Here is a 13,532-nt window from a genome sequence, read left to right on the forward strand (position 1 = left end):
TCAGCGCACCTTGCCTTCGGCCAGCGCCAGTTGCGCCTTGTCGAAGTCATCGACATCGATCACCTTGCGTCGCGCCGCCTCGGCGTTGCGCAGGGTCTGGGCCTCCATCGGCTGCAGCACGCCGGCCTCCAGCGCCGCCTCGATGGCATGTTCCCCTGCGGACGGTCTGACCTGCCCGCTCTTGAGCGCCGTGTGCAGCTTTTTGTGCAGCGGCTGCGCAGCCGACAGCAGGTCGCTGGCGTGCTGCAGGGCGCCCACCGGATCCTCGGCCGACTGCGGGCGATAGCAGCCGCCTAGCAGTTCCTCCAAGGCCGGATCCCCCTTGGCGCGGCCGATGACGGCCGCCACTTCGGCGCCGAGCCTGTCCGACGGGCCCTTGTGGCGTCGGCCGAACGGAAACACGACAAGCCGCAGCAGGCAGCCGAACACCCGGTTCGGGAAGTTGGTCAGCAACTCGTCCAGCGCCTTCTCCGATTGGCCGAGGCTTTCCTCCATCGCCCAGGTGAACAGCGGCTCCATGTGCTCCGGTGAGTCCAGGTCGTGGTAGCGCTTGAGCGCCGCCGAGGCCAGGTACAGGTTGCTCAGCACATCGCCCAGCCGCGCCGACAGCCGTTCGCGGCGCTTCAGTTCGCCGCCCAGCAGCATCATGCTCAGGTCGGCCAGCAGGGCGAAGGCCGCCGCCTGGCGGTTGAGCGCGCGGAAATACCCTTGGCTGAGCCGGTTTCCCGGCGCCTTTTCGAAGTGGCCCAGGCCCAGGTTCAGCACCAGGGTGCTGGCGGCGTTGCCCACGGCGAAGCCGATGTGCCTGAGCAACAGGCCGTCGAACTCCTTCAGTGCCTGTTCCTTGTCTTCGCGGCCGGCCAGGGCCATTTCCTTGAGCACGAACGGATGGCAGCGGATCGCGCCCTGACCGAAGATCATCAGGTTGCGCGACAGGATGTTCGCGCCTTCGACGGTGATGAAGATCGGCGCGCCGTTCCAGCTGCGCCCCAGGTAGTTGTTCGGGCCCATGATGATCGCCTTGCCGCCGTGCACGTCCATGGCGTGGCTGATGCATTCGCGGCCGCGTTCGGTGAGGTGGTACTTGAGGATCGCCGACAGCACCGAAGGCTTCTCGCCCAGGTCCACCGCATTGGCGGTCAGCATCCGCGCGGCGTCCATCATCCAGGCGTTGCCGCCGATGCGCGCCATGGCTTCCTGGATGCCTTCGAAGGCGGACAGCGGCACGTTGAACTGCTCGCGAACCTGCGCGTACTGCCCGGTCACCAGGCTGGTGAACTTGGCCGCGCCGGTGCCGACCGCCGGCAACGAGATCGAACGTCCCACCGACAGGCAGTTCATCAGCATCATCCAGCCCTTGCCGAGCATGTCCCGACCGCCGATGAGGAAGTCCAGGGGGATGAACACGTCCGTTCCCGAGTTCGGTCCGTTCATGAACGCCGCGCCCAGCGGCAGGTGGCGACGGCCGATGTTCACGCCGGGGGTGTCGGTGGGGATCAGCGCCAGGCTGATGCCCAGGTCCTCCTGGTCGCCCAGCAGGTGATCGGGGTCATAGGCCTTGAAGGCGAGGCCGAGCAGTGTGGCGACCGGGCCGAGGGTGATGTAGCGCTTTTCCCAGTTCAGGCGCAGGCCGAGGGTTTCCTCGCCTTCCCACTGGCCTTTGCAGATGATGCCGGTGTCGGGCATGGCGCCGGCGTCGGAGCCGGCGAGCGGCCCGGTGAGGGCGAAGCACGGGATGTCGTCGCCACGGGCCAGGCGCGGCAGATAGTGGTTGCGCTGCTCGTCGGTGCCGTAGTGCAGCAGCAGCTCGGCCGGTCCCAGGGAGTTGGGCACCATGACCGTTGAGGCAAGGTCGCCGCTGCGGGTGGCCAGCTTCATCGCCACCTGGGAGTGGGCATAGGCCGAGAAGCCCTTGCCGCCGAACTCCTTGGGAATGATCAGGGCAAAGAAGCCGTGTTCCTTGATGTGCGTCCAGGCTTCGGGCGGCAGATCCATCGCCTGGCCGATCTGCCAGTCGCTGACCATCGCGCACAGTTCTTCGGTGGGGCCGTCGATGAACGCCTGTTCCTCTTCGGTCAGCTCGGCCTTGGGATAGGACAGCAGCTTGTCCCAGTCGGGACGCCCGCTGAACAGTTCGCCGTCCCACCAGACCGTGCCGGCGTCGATGGCGTCGCGTTCGGTCTGCGACATCGGCGGCAGGGTCTTCTGGAACCAGGCGAACAGCGGTGCGCTGAAGTGCCGGCGACGCAGGTCCGGCAGCAGCAGCGGGGCGGCGACCAGCGCCAGTACGATCCATAACACCAGCAAGAGCCCGCCGGGAGCCCGCCCGAAAATGCCCATGGCCAGCAGGTAGGCGGCGGCGATGCCCAGTGCCGGCAGCGGTGCGGTCCGGCGATGGGCGAGATACGCCACGCCGACGATCAGAACCAGTATCCACAACAACAGCATATTGAGTCCTCCGTGAACCAGGGCAAAACGACCTCCCAGAGCTTAGACGGCATCCGCGAAAACGGACGGTCGGATCGGGCTGACTGAACGCGTGGGAAGCCCCGGATGGCTTTCGTAAGTTCGGTGGGCAACAGCTGTGGGAAATCGTTCGTCAATCCCGCAGCTTTGCGTGCATGTTTGGCCGAAACGTCGTTATCTCTGCGCCCGGGCGCTCGCTAGACTCGGGATTCACCCAGGAGATAACCGTCATGCGCGAGTATTTGAGTCCCGGCCGCTTCATTGATAGCGACCACCCCGCGGTGGTGGAGTTCGCAGAACTGCACCGTGGCCCGGACCGCGATCCGCGCGCGCAGGCGGTCAGTCTCTATTACGCCGTGCGCGAGGCGGTGCGCTACAACCCCTATACCTTCAGCCGCGACCCGGACACCCTGCGCGGCAGTTATGCCCTGGCCGCGGGCGAGAGCTATTGCGTGCCCAAGGCCACGCTGCTGGCCGGTTGCGCACGGCATTGCGGGATCGCCGCGCGCATCGGCCTGGCCGACGTGCGCAATCATCTGTCGACCCCGCGCCTGCTGGAGCTGCTCAGGAGCGATGTGTTCGCCATGCACGGTTACACCGAGCTATTCCTGGACGGCCGCTGGGTCAAGGCCACGCCGGCGTTCAACCAAGGGCTCTGCGAGCTGTTCAACGTCGCGCCGCTGGAGTTCGACGGGGTTCATGACAGCGTGTTCCACCCCTACAACCGCGACGGCGAACTGCTGATGGAGTACCTGGTGGATCACGGCCAGTTCGCCGACGTGCCGGACGACTTGTTTTTCGGGCATATCAGGCAGTGCTACCCGCACCTGTTCGGCGAGGGGCAACCGCCGTTGCTGGGAGACATGCAGGGCGACCTGACGTGTGATGCCAAGGGCGGCTGATCCGGCGTATGCTGCCCGCCCGTTCAATGGAAAGGAGGCGGTCATGCTGAAGATCTGGGGTCGCAAGAATTCGTCGAATGTCAGGAAACCGCTGTGGGCCGCCGAAGAGCTGGGGCTGGCCTACGAGGCGATCGATGCCGGCGGCGCGTTCGGCGTGGTCGATACGCCGCAGTACCGGGCCATGAACCCGAACGGCCGGGTGCCGGTGATCGAGGACGACGGTCTGGTGCTGTGGGAGTCCAACGCCATCGTCCGTTACCTGTTGGCCACGCATGCGGCCGGCACCGCCTGGTATCCGGCCGATCCGCGCACCCGCGCCGTCGCCGACAAGTGGATGGACTGGACGACCTCCAGTTTCGCCGGGCCGTTTCGCACCGTGTTCTGGGGTGTGCTGCGCACGCCGGCCCAGCAACAGGACTGGCCGGCGATCCACGCCGCCATCAAGGAATGCGAAGGGCTGCTGGCGATGGCCGACGAAGCCCTGAAGCAGCAGCCGTACTTATCCGGAAACGAAATCGGCATGGGCGACATTCCGCTGGGCAGTTTCATCTATGCCTGGTTCGAAATGCCCATCGAGCGGGCGCCGTTGCCGCACCTGCAGGCCTGGTACGAGCGACTGAAGCAGCGTCCGGCTTACCGCAAGGCGGTCATGACCGCGTTGACTTAATACCTACTATCGACACACTTGACTGTACTTGTGCGGCGACGGCAAGCACCATGGCGCCCATGCGTCGCGGTTGTTTCCCTCGCCGCCGGCTTTTCCCCATTCCATATTTCCTTCTTGGTGCGTAAATCCGATATGAGTTCCGCTCTGTCCATCCGGCAGCTAACCAAAACCTACGGCAACGGGTTCCAGGCCTTGAACGGTATCGATCTGGACGTCGCCGAAGGTGATTTCTTCGCCTTGCTCGGCCCCAACGGCGCCGGCAAGTCCACGACCATCGGCATCCTGTCGACCCTGGTGAACAAGACCAGCGGCACGGTCAACATTTTCGGCAACGACCTGGACAAGAACCCCGCCGCGCTCAAGCGCTCGATCGGCGTGGTGCCCCAGGAGTTCAACTTCAACCAGTTCGAAAAGACCTTCGACATCGTCGTGACCCAGGCCGGCTACTACGGCATCCCGGCGCGGATCGCCAAGGAGCGCGCCGAGCAGTACCTGACCCAGCTCGGCCTGTGGGACAAGCGCGACGTGCCGTCGCGTTCGCTGTCCGGCGGCATGAAGCGGCGCCTGATGATCGCCCGCGCGCTGATCCACGAGCCGCGCCTGTTGATCCTCGACGAACCGACCGCAGGCGTCGACATCGAACTGCGCCGCTCGATGTGGAGCTTCCTCACCGAGCTCAACCAGAAGGGCATCACGATCATCCTCACCACGCATTACCTGGAGGAGGCCGAGCAGCTGTGCCGCAACATCGGCATCATCGACCACGGCACCATCGTCGAGAACACCAGCATGCGGCAACTGCTCGGCCAACTGCATGTGGAGACCTTCCTGCTCGACCTCAAGACCGGCCTGCAGGCCGCGCCGCAACTGGCCGGCTATCCGTGCCGGCTGGTGGACGGCCACACCCTGGAGGTCCAGGTCGACAAATCCATGGGCATCACCGCGCTGTTCGGCCAACTGGCCCTGCAGAACATCGAAGTGCTGAGCCTGCGCAACAAAACCAATCGCCTCGAGGAGCTGTTCGTGTCTTTGGTCGAGAAGAACCTGTCGAAGGTGGCGGTATGAGTTCCGAACTGCGCCCCAACCTCGTCGCCCTGAACACCATCGTCTATCGCGAGGTCAAACGCTTCACCCGGATCTGGCCGCAGACCCTGCTGCCGCCGGCGATCACCATGGTCCTGTACTTCGTGATCTTCGGCAACCTGATCGGCCGGCAGATCGGCGACATGGGCGGCTTCACCTACATGGAGTACATCGTGCCGGGGCTGATCATGATGTCGGTGATCACCAACTCCTACGGCAACGTGGTGTCGAGCTTTTTCGGCAGCAAGTTCCAGCGTTCCATCGAAGAACTGATGGTCTCCCCGGTGTCGCCGCACACGATCCTGGTCGGCTACACCCTGGGCGGCGTGCTGCGCGGCCTGATGGTGGGCATCATCGTGACCCTGCTGTCGCTGTTCTTCACCCGCCTGCAGGTGCATCACCTGGGCGTGACCGTGCTGGTGGTGATGCTGACCGCGACGATCTTCTCGCTGCTGGGCTTCATCAACGCGGTGTTTGCGCGCAACTTCGACGACATCTCGATCATCCCGACCTTCGTGCTGACCCCGCTGACCTACCTGGGCGGCGTGTTCTATTCGATCAGCCTGCTGCCGCCGTTCTGGCAGACCGTGTCGCTGGCCAACCCGGTGCTGCACATGGTCAACGCGTTCCGCTACGGGATCCTCGGCGTGTCGGACATCAGCATCGGCACCGCCATCACGTTCATGCTGGTGGCCACGGTGGTGCTGTACATCGGTTGCGCACGGTTGCTGGTGAGCGGGCGCGGGATGCGCACCTGACTCTGTGGGAACCAGCCCGCTGGCGATGGCTGCACACCAGGCACCCCAAAGAAAACGGCCTCCAGTGATGGAGGCCGTTTGCGTTCATGGCATTCGGTTCTTCTTGCGGCGCGCCCATTGCCGGGCCACCCACCAGCGCCAGTACATCATCACCGTGAAATAGGCGAGGGCGCCCAGCGCCAGCCCTGTCACGACCGACCCCAGCAGGAACGGCTTCCACAGGGTGGAGAGTTCGCCGCTGATCCATTCCCAGGTCAGTTCGTCGGGCAGGGTCCTGGCCGGAACGTCCATCAGCCACGCGCCGGCCTGATAGGTGCAGAAGAACACTGCCGGCATGGTGATCGGGTTGGTCAGCCAGACCAGGCTGACGGCGATCGGCATGTTGCCGCGCACCATGATCGCCAGCACGGCCGCCACCAGCATCTGCGCCGGGATCGGCAGGAACGCCGCGAACAGGCCGACCGCCATGGCGCGGGCCACCGAGTGGCGGTTGAGGTGCCAGAGGTTGGGGTCATGCAGCAACGTGCCGAGAAAGCGTAAGGACTTGTGTTCCCTGATGCTCGTCGGATCGGGCATGTAACGTTTGAATAGGCGCCGGGGCATAAGGCTTCTCGGTCGGTCAAGGCGGCAAGTATGTCTGGATTCTAGAAGCGGCCCATTCAGACTTTGTGACAATTGTTGACGACGCCAGGGCCCCGGATCCGCTATGCCTGAAGGCGGGACTCTCAAGGACGGGCGTATGCGCACAGGGATGATGGCGCTGGCAGCCGGTCTGCTGGCCCCGGTTTTTTTGCCGGCCTTGCCGCCGGTCGGGCTTTTGTGGGCGATGCCGGTGGCGGTGCTGATGCTGCTGCCGTTTCGCAGCTATCCATTGGCTTTTCTGCTGTTCGGTTTCATGTGGACGGGCCTCGGCGCCCATTGGGCGTTGGACGACCGCTTGCCGGCGGCGCTGGAGGGCGAGACCCGTTGGGTCGAGGGGCGGGTGACCGGCCTGCCGCAGAACGGCGCAGGCGTGGTGCGGTTCGAGCTGGCCGACGCCCGTTCGCGCCATGAACGGCTGCCGGCGAAGATGCGCCTGGCGTGGTACGACGGGCCGCCGGTCAACAGCGGCGAGCGCTGGCGGCTGGCTGTGAAGCTCAAGCGCCCGGGCGGCCTGCTCAATCCCGACGCCTTCGACCCCGAGGCCTGGTCGCTGGCGCAGCGCATCGGCGCGACCGGCACGGTCAAGGACGGCCAACGGTTGTCGGCGGCGCAGGGGGCCTGGCGCGACGGCGTCCGCCAGCGCCTGCTCGCCGTGGACGCGCAGGGCCGCAATGCCGCGCTGGCGGCGCTGGTGCTGGGCGACGGCTCGGGGCTGGCGCGCGAAGACTGGCAGATCCTTCAGGACACCGGCACCGTGCACCTATTGGTGATCTCGGGCCAGCACATCGGCCTTTTGGCGGCGGTCGTCTATGGGCTGGTCGCCGGCCTGGCGAGGTGGGGCCTGTGGCCGGTGCGTTGGCCTTGGTTGCCGTGGGCCTGCGGCCTGGCGTTCGCGACGGCCCTGGGATACGGGCTGCTGGCCGGGTTCGACGTGCCGGTGCGGCGCGCCTGCGTGATGGTCGCGCTGGTGCTGCTGTGGCGCCTGCGCTTTCGCCATCTGGGCCTCTGGTGGCCGCTGCTGCTGGCGTTCGACGCCGTTTTGCTGATGGATCCGCTGGCCAGCCTGCGCCCGGGGTTCTGGCTGTCGTTTGCGGCGGTGGCAGTGCTGATCTTCACCTTCGGCGGACGTTTGGGGCCATGGCGATGGTGGCAGACCTGGACGCGAGCGCAATGGCTGATTGCGCTCGGGCTGTGCCCGGTGCTGTTGGCGCTGGGCTTGCCGGTCAGCCTCAGCGGGCCGCTGGTCAACCTGTTGGCGGTGCCCTGGGTCAGTCTGGCGGTGCTGCCGCCGGCCTTGCTCGGCACCTTGCTGCTGCCGGTTGCGCCGGTGGGAGAAGCCCTGCTGTGGCTGGCCGGCGGACTGATCGAGGGGCTGTTCCGCGGTCTGGCCGTGATCGCCGGGCAATGGCCGGCATGGACGCCTGCCATGGTCTCGGGCTGGGTCTTGGCGGCGGGAGGGCTGGGGGCCTTTCTGCTGCTGTTGCCCAGGGGTGTGCCGATGCGCCCCTTGGGCTGGCCGTTGCTGTTGCTGCTGGCGGCGCCGCCCCGGGAACGGCTGGACGAGGGCGTGGCCGACGTCTGGCAGCTCGATGTCGGGCAGGGCCTGGCGGTGCTGGTGCGTACTCGCCATCACGCGTTGCTGTTTGACGCCGGTCCGCGCATGGGCGATTTCGATGCCGGTGAGCGGGTGGTGTTGCCGGCCCTGCGCAAACTGGATGTCGGGCGGCTGGACCTGCTGTTGCTCAGCCATGCCGACGCCGACCATGCCGGCGGAGCACAGGCGCTGATGCGCGGGCTGCCGGTCGGCCGGGTGATGAGCGGCGATCCGGGAGGGCTTCCCGCCGGATTGACGGCGGAGGCGTGCGCCAGCGGTCGGCAATGGCAGTGGGACGGCGTCGGTTTCCGGCTGTGGCAATGGGACGCGGCCCATGACAGCAATCAACGCTCTTGTGTCTTGCAGGTCGACGCCGCCGGTGAGCGCCTGCTGCTGACCGGCGACATCGATGCCGCCGCCGAGCGCGCCCTGCTCGACAGCCCGTTGGCGCAGCCGGTGCGCTGGCTGCAGGCGCCGCACCACGGCAGCCGCACGTCATCGTCGATGGCGTTGCTCAGGGGCTTGCGTCCCGAGTCCGTGCTGATTTCCCGGGGGCAAGGCAATTCGTTCGGCCATCCGCACCCCACCGTGACCGCGCGTTACCGCCATCAGGGCATCCACGTCTACGACAGCGCCCGGCACGGCGCCATCCACCTTCGGCTCGGCCGGTTCCAGCCGCCCCGTACGCTGCGCCAGCAGCGACGGTTCTGGCGCGACGCGCCGCCGCCGGCCGAGACGCACCGTTGAGCCGCCGCAGGGCACGGTCGTCGGAGCGACGGGTCGTCATCGCGAACCGGTATGGTAAAGTGGCGCACTTTTTCGAGGGGGCTGTCACTGTGTGGGAATTGGTCAAATCCGGCGGCTGGATGATGTTGCCGATCATTCTGAGTTCCGTCGCCGCCATGGCGATCGTCGCCGAGCGCCTGTGGACCCTGCGGGCCAGCCGCGTGACCCCGGAGCACCTGCTCGGTCAGGTCTGGGTGTGGATCAAGGACAAGCAGCTCAACAAGGAAAAACTCAAGGAACTGCGCGCCAATTCGCCGCTGGGCGAGATCCTCGCGGCGGGCCTGGCCAACTCCAAGCACGGTCGCGAGATCATGAAGGAGTGCATCGAGGAGGCGGCCGCCCGGGTCATCCACGAGCTGGAGCGCTACGTCAACGCCCTGGGCACCATCGCCGCCATGGCTCCGCTGCTGGGCCTTTTGGGCACGGTGCTGGGCATGATCGACATTTTCAGTGCGTTCACCGGCTCCGGCATGACCACCAACGCGTCCGTGCTGGCCGGCGGCATCTCGAAGGCGTTGATCACCACGGCGGCGGGCCTGATGGTGGGCATTCCGTCGGTGTTCTTCCACCGTTTCCTGCAGCGGCGCATCGATGAGCTGGTGGTGGGCATGGAGCAGGAAGCGATCAAGCTGGTCGAGGTGGTGCAGGGCGACCGTGACGTCGACCTGGCCGGAGCCAAAGCGTGAAGTTCCGTCGCAAGCCCCGGGAAACCATCGACATCAACCTCGCGTCGCTGATCGACGTGGTGTTCATCCTGCTGCTGTTTTTCGTCGTGACCACCACGTTCACCCGTGAGACCCAGCTGCGCGTCGACCTGCCGGAAGCGGTCAGCGGTTCGCCCGCCGAAGACCAGCAGGTCAAGCAGTTGGACGTCGCCATCAACGCCGAGGGCGTGTTCTCGGTGAACAACCGGATCCTGCCGAAGAGCGATCTGGCGACCCTGATGGAAGCCATGCAGAAGGAATCCAACGGCGACACCAACATGCCGTTGTCGATCAGCGCCGACGGCAAGACCCAGCACCAATCGGTGATCACCGCCATGGACGCGGCCGGCAAGCTCGGTTTCAGCCATCTGCGCATGACCACGGTCGAGGCGGCGCCCAAATCCTGATGGCCATGTCCGATCGATTGCTCGCTGCCTGGTACGCGGGGCATCCGGCCCTGAGCCTGCTGCGGCCGCTGGAGTGGCTGTACCGCCGCGTCGTCGACGGCAAGCGCCGGCGCTTCCTGGACGGCGAAGGCGCGATCTATCAGGCGCCGGTGCCGGTGGTCGTGGTCGGCAACATCACGGTCGGCGGCACCGGCAAGACGCCGATGATCCTCTGGCTGATCGAGCACTGCCGGCGCAGCGGCCTGCGGGTCGGCGTGGTCAGCCGCGGTTACGGCGCCCGGCCGCCGCAATTTCCTTGGCGGGTCGAGGCCGATCAGGGCGCCGACGTCGCCGGCGACGAGCCGTTGCTGATCGTGCGGCGCACCGGCGTGCCGCTGATGATCGACCCCGACCGCAGCGCTGCCGTCAAAGCCTTGCTCGAGCGCGAGCCGCTGGATCTGATCCTGTCCGACGACGGCATGCAGCATTACCGGTTGGCACGGGACCTGGAGCTGGTGCTGATCGACGCCGCCCGCGGCCTGGGCAACCGGCGCTGCCTGCCCGCAGGGCCGCTGCGCGAACCGGTCGAGCGCCTGCAGAGCGTCGACGGCGTGCTGTACAACGGCGCCGCCGCCGACCGCGACGACGGTTTCGCCTTCCGCCTGCAACCCACGGCGCTGGTCAACCTGCGCAGCGGCGAACGCCGGCCGCTGGATCATTTCCCTGCCGGCCAGGCCCTGCACGCGGTGGCCGGGATCGGCAATCCGCAACGTTTCTTCAATACCCTCGAAGCGCTAGACTGGCGACCGGTTCCGCATGCGTTTGCCGACCACGCCGAGTACAGCGTGCAGGCCTTGAATTTCACGCCGTCATTGCCGTTGGTGATGACCGAGAAGGATGCGGTGAAGTGCCGCGCTTTCGCCGCCGCCGACTGGTGGTACCTGGCGGTCGAAGCCGTGCCGTCGCCGGCCTTCGTGGCCTGGTTCGACACCCAACTGATGCGCCTGCTGCCGGATCGGCTTTTGCCTTAAACCGTTTTCATCCAGGGAATGTTCATGGACACCAAACTGCTCGACATCCTCGCGTGCCCCGTCTGCAAAGGCCCGCTCAAGCTCAGCGCCGACAAGACCGAACTGATCAGCAAGGGCGCAGGCCTGGCCTACCCGATCCGCGACGGCATCCCGGTGATGCTCGAAAGCGAAGCCCGCACCCTGACCAGCGACGAGCGCCTGGACAAATGAGCACAGCGTTCACCGTCGTCATCCCGTCGCGCTTCGCCTCCACCCGCCTGCCGGGCAAGCCGCTGCTGCCGATCGCCGGCAAGCCGATGATCCAGCACGTCTGGGAACAGGCGAGCAAGAGCGGCGCCGACCGCGTGGTGGTGGCCACCGATGATGCGCGCATCGTCGAGGCCTGCAAGGCGTTTGGCGCCGAAGTGGTGCTGACCCGCGAAGACCACAATTCCGGCACCGACCGCCTGGCCGAAGTGGCCGCGAAACTGGGCCTGGCGCCGGACGCCATCGTGGTCAACGTGCAAGGCGACGAGCCGTTGATCCCGCCGAGCGTGATCGACCAGGTGGCCGCCAACCTCGCGGCCCACACCGAGGCGCGCATGGCCACCCTGGCCGAGCCGATCGAGGACGTGGACACGCTGTTCAACCCCAACGTGGTCAAGGTCGTCAGCGACCTCAACGGCCTGGCGCTGACCTTCAGCCGCTCGACCTTGCCGTGGGCCCGCGATGCGTTCGCCAAGAGCCGCGAGCAATTGCCGGAGGGCGTGCCGTACCGCCGACACATCGGCATCTATGCCTACCGCGCCGGGTTCCTCCAGGACTTCGTGAACTGGGGCCCGTGCTGGCTGGAGAACACCGAGTCCCTGGAGCAGCTGCGTGCCCTGTGGCACGGCGTGCGCATCCATGTGGCCGACGCGCTGATCGCACCGCCGACGGGGGTCGACACCGCCGAAGACCTCGAGCGCGTCCGTCGCCTGCTGGAGGCCTGATGCGCGTTCTGTTCGTGTGTCTGGGCAACATCTGCCGCTCGCCCACCGCCGAAGGCGTGCTGCGCCACAAGCTGCGCGAAGCGGGGCTGGCGGGGCAGGTCGAAGTGGCCTCCGCCGGCACCGGCGACTGGCACGTCGGCAATCCGCCGGACAAGCGCAGCCAGGCGGCGGCGAAGCTGCGCGGCTATGACCTGTCGGCCCAACGGGCGCAGCAGGTCAGTCGGGCCGACTTCGCCAGCTACGACCTGATCCTGGCCATGGACAACAGCAACCTGCGCAACCTCAAGGCGATGCAGCCGTCTACCGGTAAGGCCGAACTGGATCTGTTCCTGCGCCGCTACGAAGGTGAGGTCGATGAAGTGCCGGATCCGTACTACGACGGCGATCAGGGTTTCGAGCAGGTGCTTGACCTGATCGAGCGCGCCTGCGACCAACTGCTGATCGAAGTGAAGGGGCGGCTATGAGTCTGTCGGTGCAACCGCAGGTTTCCCTGAAGCCGTTCAATACCTTTGGCGTGGACGTGCGGGCGCAGCTGTTCGCCGAAGCCCGCAACGATGCCGATGTGCGTGACGCGCTGGCTTATGCGGCGCAGCAGGACGTGCCGCTGCTGGTGATCGGCGGCGGCAGCAACCTGTTGCTGACGGCGGATGTGCCGGCGCTGGTGCTGCGCATGGTCAGCCGCGGGATCCGGGTGGTCGGCGACGACGGCGACCGTGTGGTGCTGGAAGCCGAGGCCGGGGAGCCGTGGCATCCGTTCGTGCAGCACACGCTGGCGCTGGGCCTGTCGGGCCTTGAGAACCTCAGCCTGATCCCCGGCACCGTCGGGGCGGCGCCGATGCAGAACATCGGCGCCTATGGCGTCGAGATCAAGGACGTGTTCGCCGGCCTGACGGCGCTGGATCGCCAGACCGGAGCGTTGCGCGATTTCACGCTGGCGGAGTGCGGGTTCGCCTACCGCGACAGCGTGTTCAAGCAGCACCCTGGTCGCTGGCTGATCCTGCGGGTGCGCTTCAACCTGAACCGGGCGGCCCATCTGCATCTGGAATACGGGCCGGTGCGTCAGCGCCTGACCGAACAGGGCATCGAGCAGCCGACCCCCAGCGACGTGAGCCGCGCCATCTGCAGCATCCGCAGCGAGAAACTGCCGGATCCGGCGGTGCTCGGCAATGCCGGCAGTTTCTTCAAGAACCCGCTGGTGCCGGCGCACACGGCGGCGCAGATCAAGGCGCAGCACCCGGACCTGGTGGCTTATCCGCAGGCGGACGGTCAGGTGAAGCTGGCCGCCGGTTGGCTGATCGAGCGGGCCGGGTGGAAGGGGTTCCGCGAGGGCGACGCGGGGGTGCACAAGCTCCAGGCCCTGGTGCTGGTCAACTACGGCGCGGCCACCGGGCTGCAACTGTTCGACCTGGCGCAACGCATCCAGAAAGACATTGCGGAACGTTTCAATGTCGAGCTGGAAATGGAGCCCAACCGGTATTGAGGCTACGCTTCCAAGGCCCGGCCCAAAGCCCTGCACCGGACACCGGTGCAGGGCTTTTTTGT

The 13,532-nt window shown here is 66.5% G+C and carries 14 protein-coding genes; 12 read left to right on the forward strand and 2 right to left on the reverse strand.

Annotation, left to right across the window (positions count from 1 at the left end):
* Complete coding sequence (locus CAG33_RS01980) at positions 1-2,448, reverse strand: acyl-CoA dehydrogenase (RefSeq protein WP_085636712.1); 2,448 nt, start codon at positions 2,446-2,448, stop codon at positions 1-3.
* Positions 2,449-2,696: 248 nt separating this feature from the next.
* Here CAG33_RS01980 and CAG33_RS01985 point away from each other — a divergent pair, with 248 nt between their 5' ends.
* From CAG33_RS01985 to CAG33_RS02000, 4 genes are all read left to right on the forward strand, one after another.
* Positions 2,697-3,368, forward strand: a complete 672-nt coding sequence (locus CAG33_RS01985) for a transglutaminase family protein (RefSeq protein ID WP_085629671.1) — start codon at positions 2,697-2,699, stop codon at positions 3,366-3,368.
* Between the two features lie 43 nt (positions 3,369-3,411).
* Positions 3,412-4,035: a glutathione S-transferase family protein gene (locus CAG33_RS01990; protein WP_085636714.1), complete on the forward strand. Its 624-nt coding sequence runs from the start codon at positions 3,412-3,414 to the stop codon at positions 4,033-4,035.
* A gap of 132 nt (positions 4,036-4,167) precedes the next feature.
* The gene (locus CAG33_RS01995; protein WP_085578142.1) at positions 4,168-5,100 is read left to right on the forward strand and encodes an ABC transporter ATP-binding protein; all 933 of its coding nucleotides are present in this window, start codon (positions 4,168-4,170) and stop codon (positions 5,098-5,100) included.
* Complete coding sequence (locus tag CAG33_RS02000) at positions 5,097-5,876, forward strand: ABC transporter permease (protein ID WP_085578141.1); 780 nt, start codon at positions 5,097-5,099, stop codon at positions 5,874-5,876. Before CAG33_RS01995 ends, CAG33_RS02000 begins: the two co-directional genes overlap by 4 nt.
* Positions 5,877-5,960: 84 nt before the next feature.
* Here CAG33_RS02000 and CAG33_RS02005 read toward each other — a convergent pair whose 3' ends face one another.
* Positions 5,961-6,479: a DUF2062 domain-containing protein gene (locus tag CAG33_RS02005; protein ID WP_085629673.1), complete on the reverse strand. Its 519-nt coding sequence runs from the start codon at positions 6,477-6,479 to the stop codon at positions 5,961-5,963.
* A 136-nt stretch (positions 6,480-6,615) separates the two neighbouring features.
* Here CAG33_RS02005 and CAG33_RS02010 point away from each other — a divergent pair, with 136 nt between their 5' ends.
* The 8 genes from CAG33_RS02010 (at position 6,616) to murB (ending at position 13,470) form a co-directional block, all read left to right on the forward strand.
* Positions 6,616-8,859, forward strand: coding sequence for a DNA internalization-related competence protein ComEC/Rec2 (locus tag CAG33_RS02010; RefSeq protein WP_085578139.1), 2,244 nt, complete (start codon positions 6,616-6,618; stop codon positions 8,857-8,859).
* A gap of 89 nt (positions 8,860-8,948) precedes the next feature.
* The gene (locus CAG33_RS02015) at positions 8,949-9,584 is read left to right on the forward strand and encodes a MotA/TolQ/ExbB proton channel family protein (protein WP_170929931.1); all 636 of its coding nucleotides are present in this window, start codon (positions 8,949-8,951) and stop codon (positions 9,582-9,584) included.
* Positions 9,581-10,009 carry a biopolymer transporter ExbD gene (locus CAG33_RS02020; protein ID WP_085578137.1) on the forward strand — a complete coding sequence of 143 codons (429 nt, stop codon included), beginning with the start codon at positions 9,581-9,583 and terminating at the stop codon, positions 10,007-10,009. The genes CAG33_RS02015 and CAG33_RS02020 overlap by 4 nt, the downstream gene beginning before the upstream one ends.
* Complete coding sequence (gene lpxK, locus CAG33_RS02025) at positions 10,009-11,019, forward strand: tetraacyldisaccharide 4'-kinase (RefSeq protein WP_085636716.1); 1,011 nt, start codon at positions 10,009-10,011, stop codon at positions 11,017-11,019. The genes CAG33_RS02020 and lpxK overlap by 1 nt, the downstream gene beginning before the upstream one ends.
* Before the next feature lie 24 nt (positions 11,020-11,043).
* A complete protein-coding gene (locus CAG33_RS02030; RefSeq protein WP_085578288.1) occupies positions 11,044-11,229 on the forward strand; it encodes a Trm112 family protein in 186 nt (61 codons plus the stop codon).
* The gene (kdsB, locus tag CAG33_RS02035; protein WP_085636719.1) at positions 11,226-11,990 is read left to right on the forward strand and encodes a 3-deoxy-manno-octulosonate cytidylyltransferase; all 765 of its coding nucleotides are present in this window, start codon (positions 11,226-11,228) and stop codon (positions 11,988-11,990) included. The genes CAG33_RS02030 and kdsB overlap by 4 nt, the downstream gene beginning before the upstream one ends.
* Positions 11,990-12,454: a low molecular weight protein-tyrosine-phosphatase gene (locus CAG33_RS02040; protein WP_085578134.1), complete on the forward strand. Its 465-nt coding sequence runs from the start codon at positions 11,990-11,992 to the stop codon at positions 12,452-12,454. Before kdsB ends, CAG33_RS02040 begins: the two co-directional genes overlap by 1 nt.
* Complete coding sequence (gene murB, locus CAG33_RS02045; RefSeq protein ID WP_085578133.1) at positions 12,451-13,470, forward strand: UDP-N-acetylmuramate dehydrogenase; 1,020 nt, start codon at positions 12,451-12,453, stop codon at positions 13,468-13,470. Before CAG33_RS02040 ends, murB begins: the two co-directional genes overlap by 4 nt.
* The last annotated feature ends 62 nt before the right edge of the window (positions 13,471-13,532 follow it).

It is taken from the genome of Pseudomonas sp. B3(2017) (assembly GCF_002113595.1).
GTDB classification, from domain to species: Bacteria; Pseudomonadota; Gammaproteobacteria; order Pseudomonadales; family Pseudomonadaceae; genus Aquipseudomonas; species Aquipseudomonas ekonensis.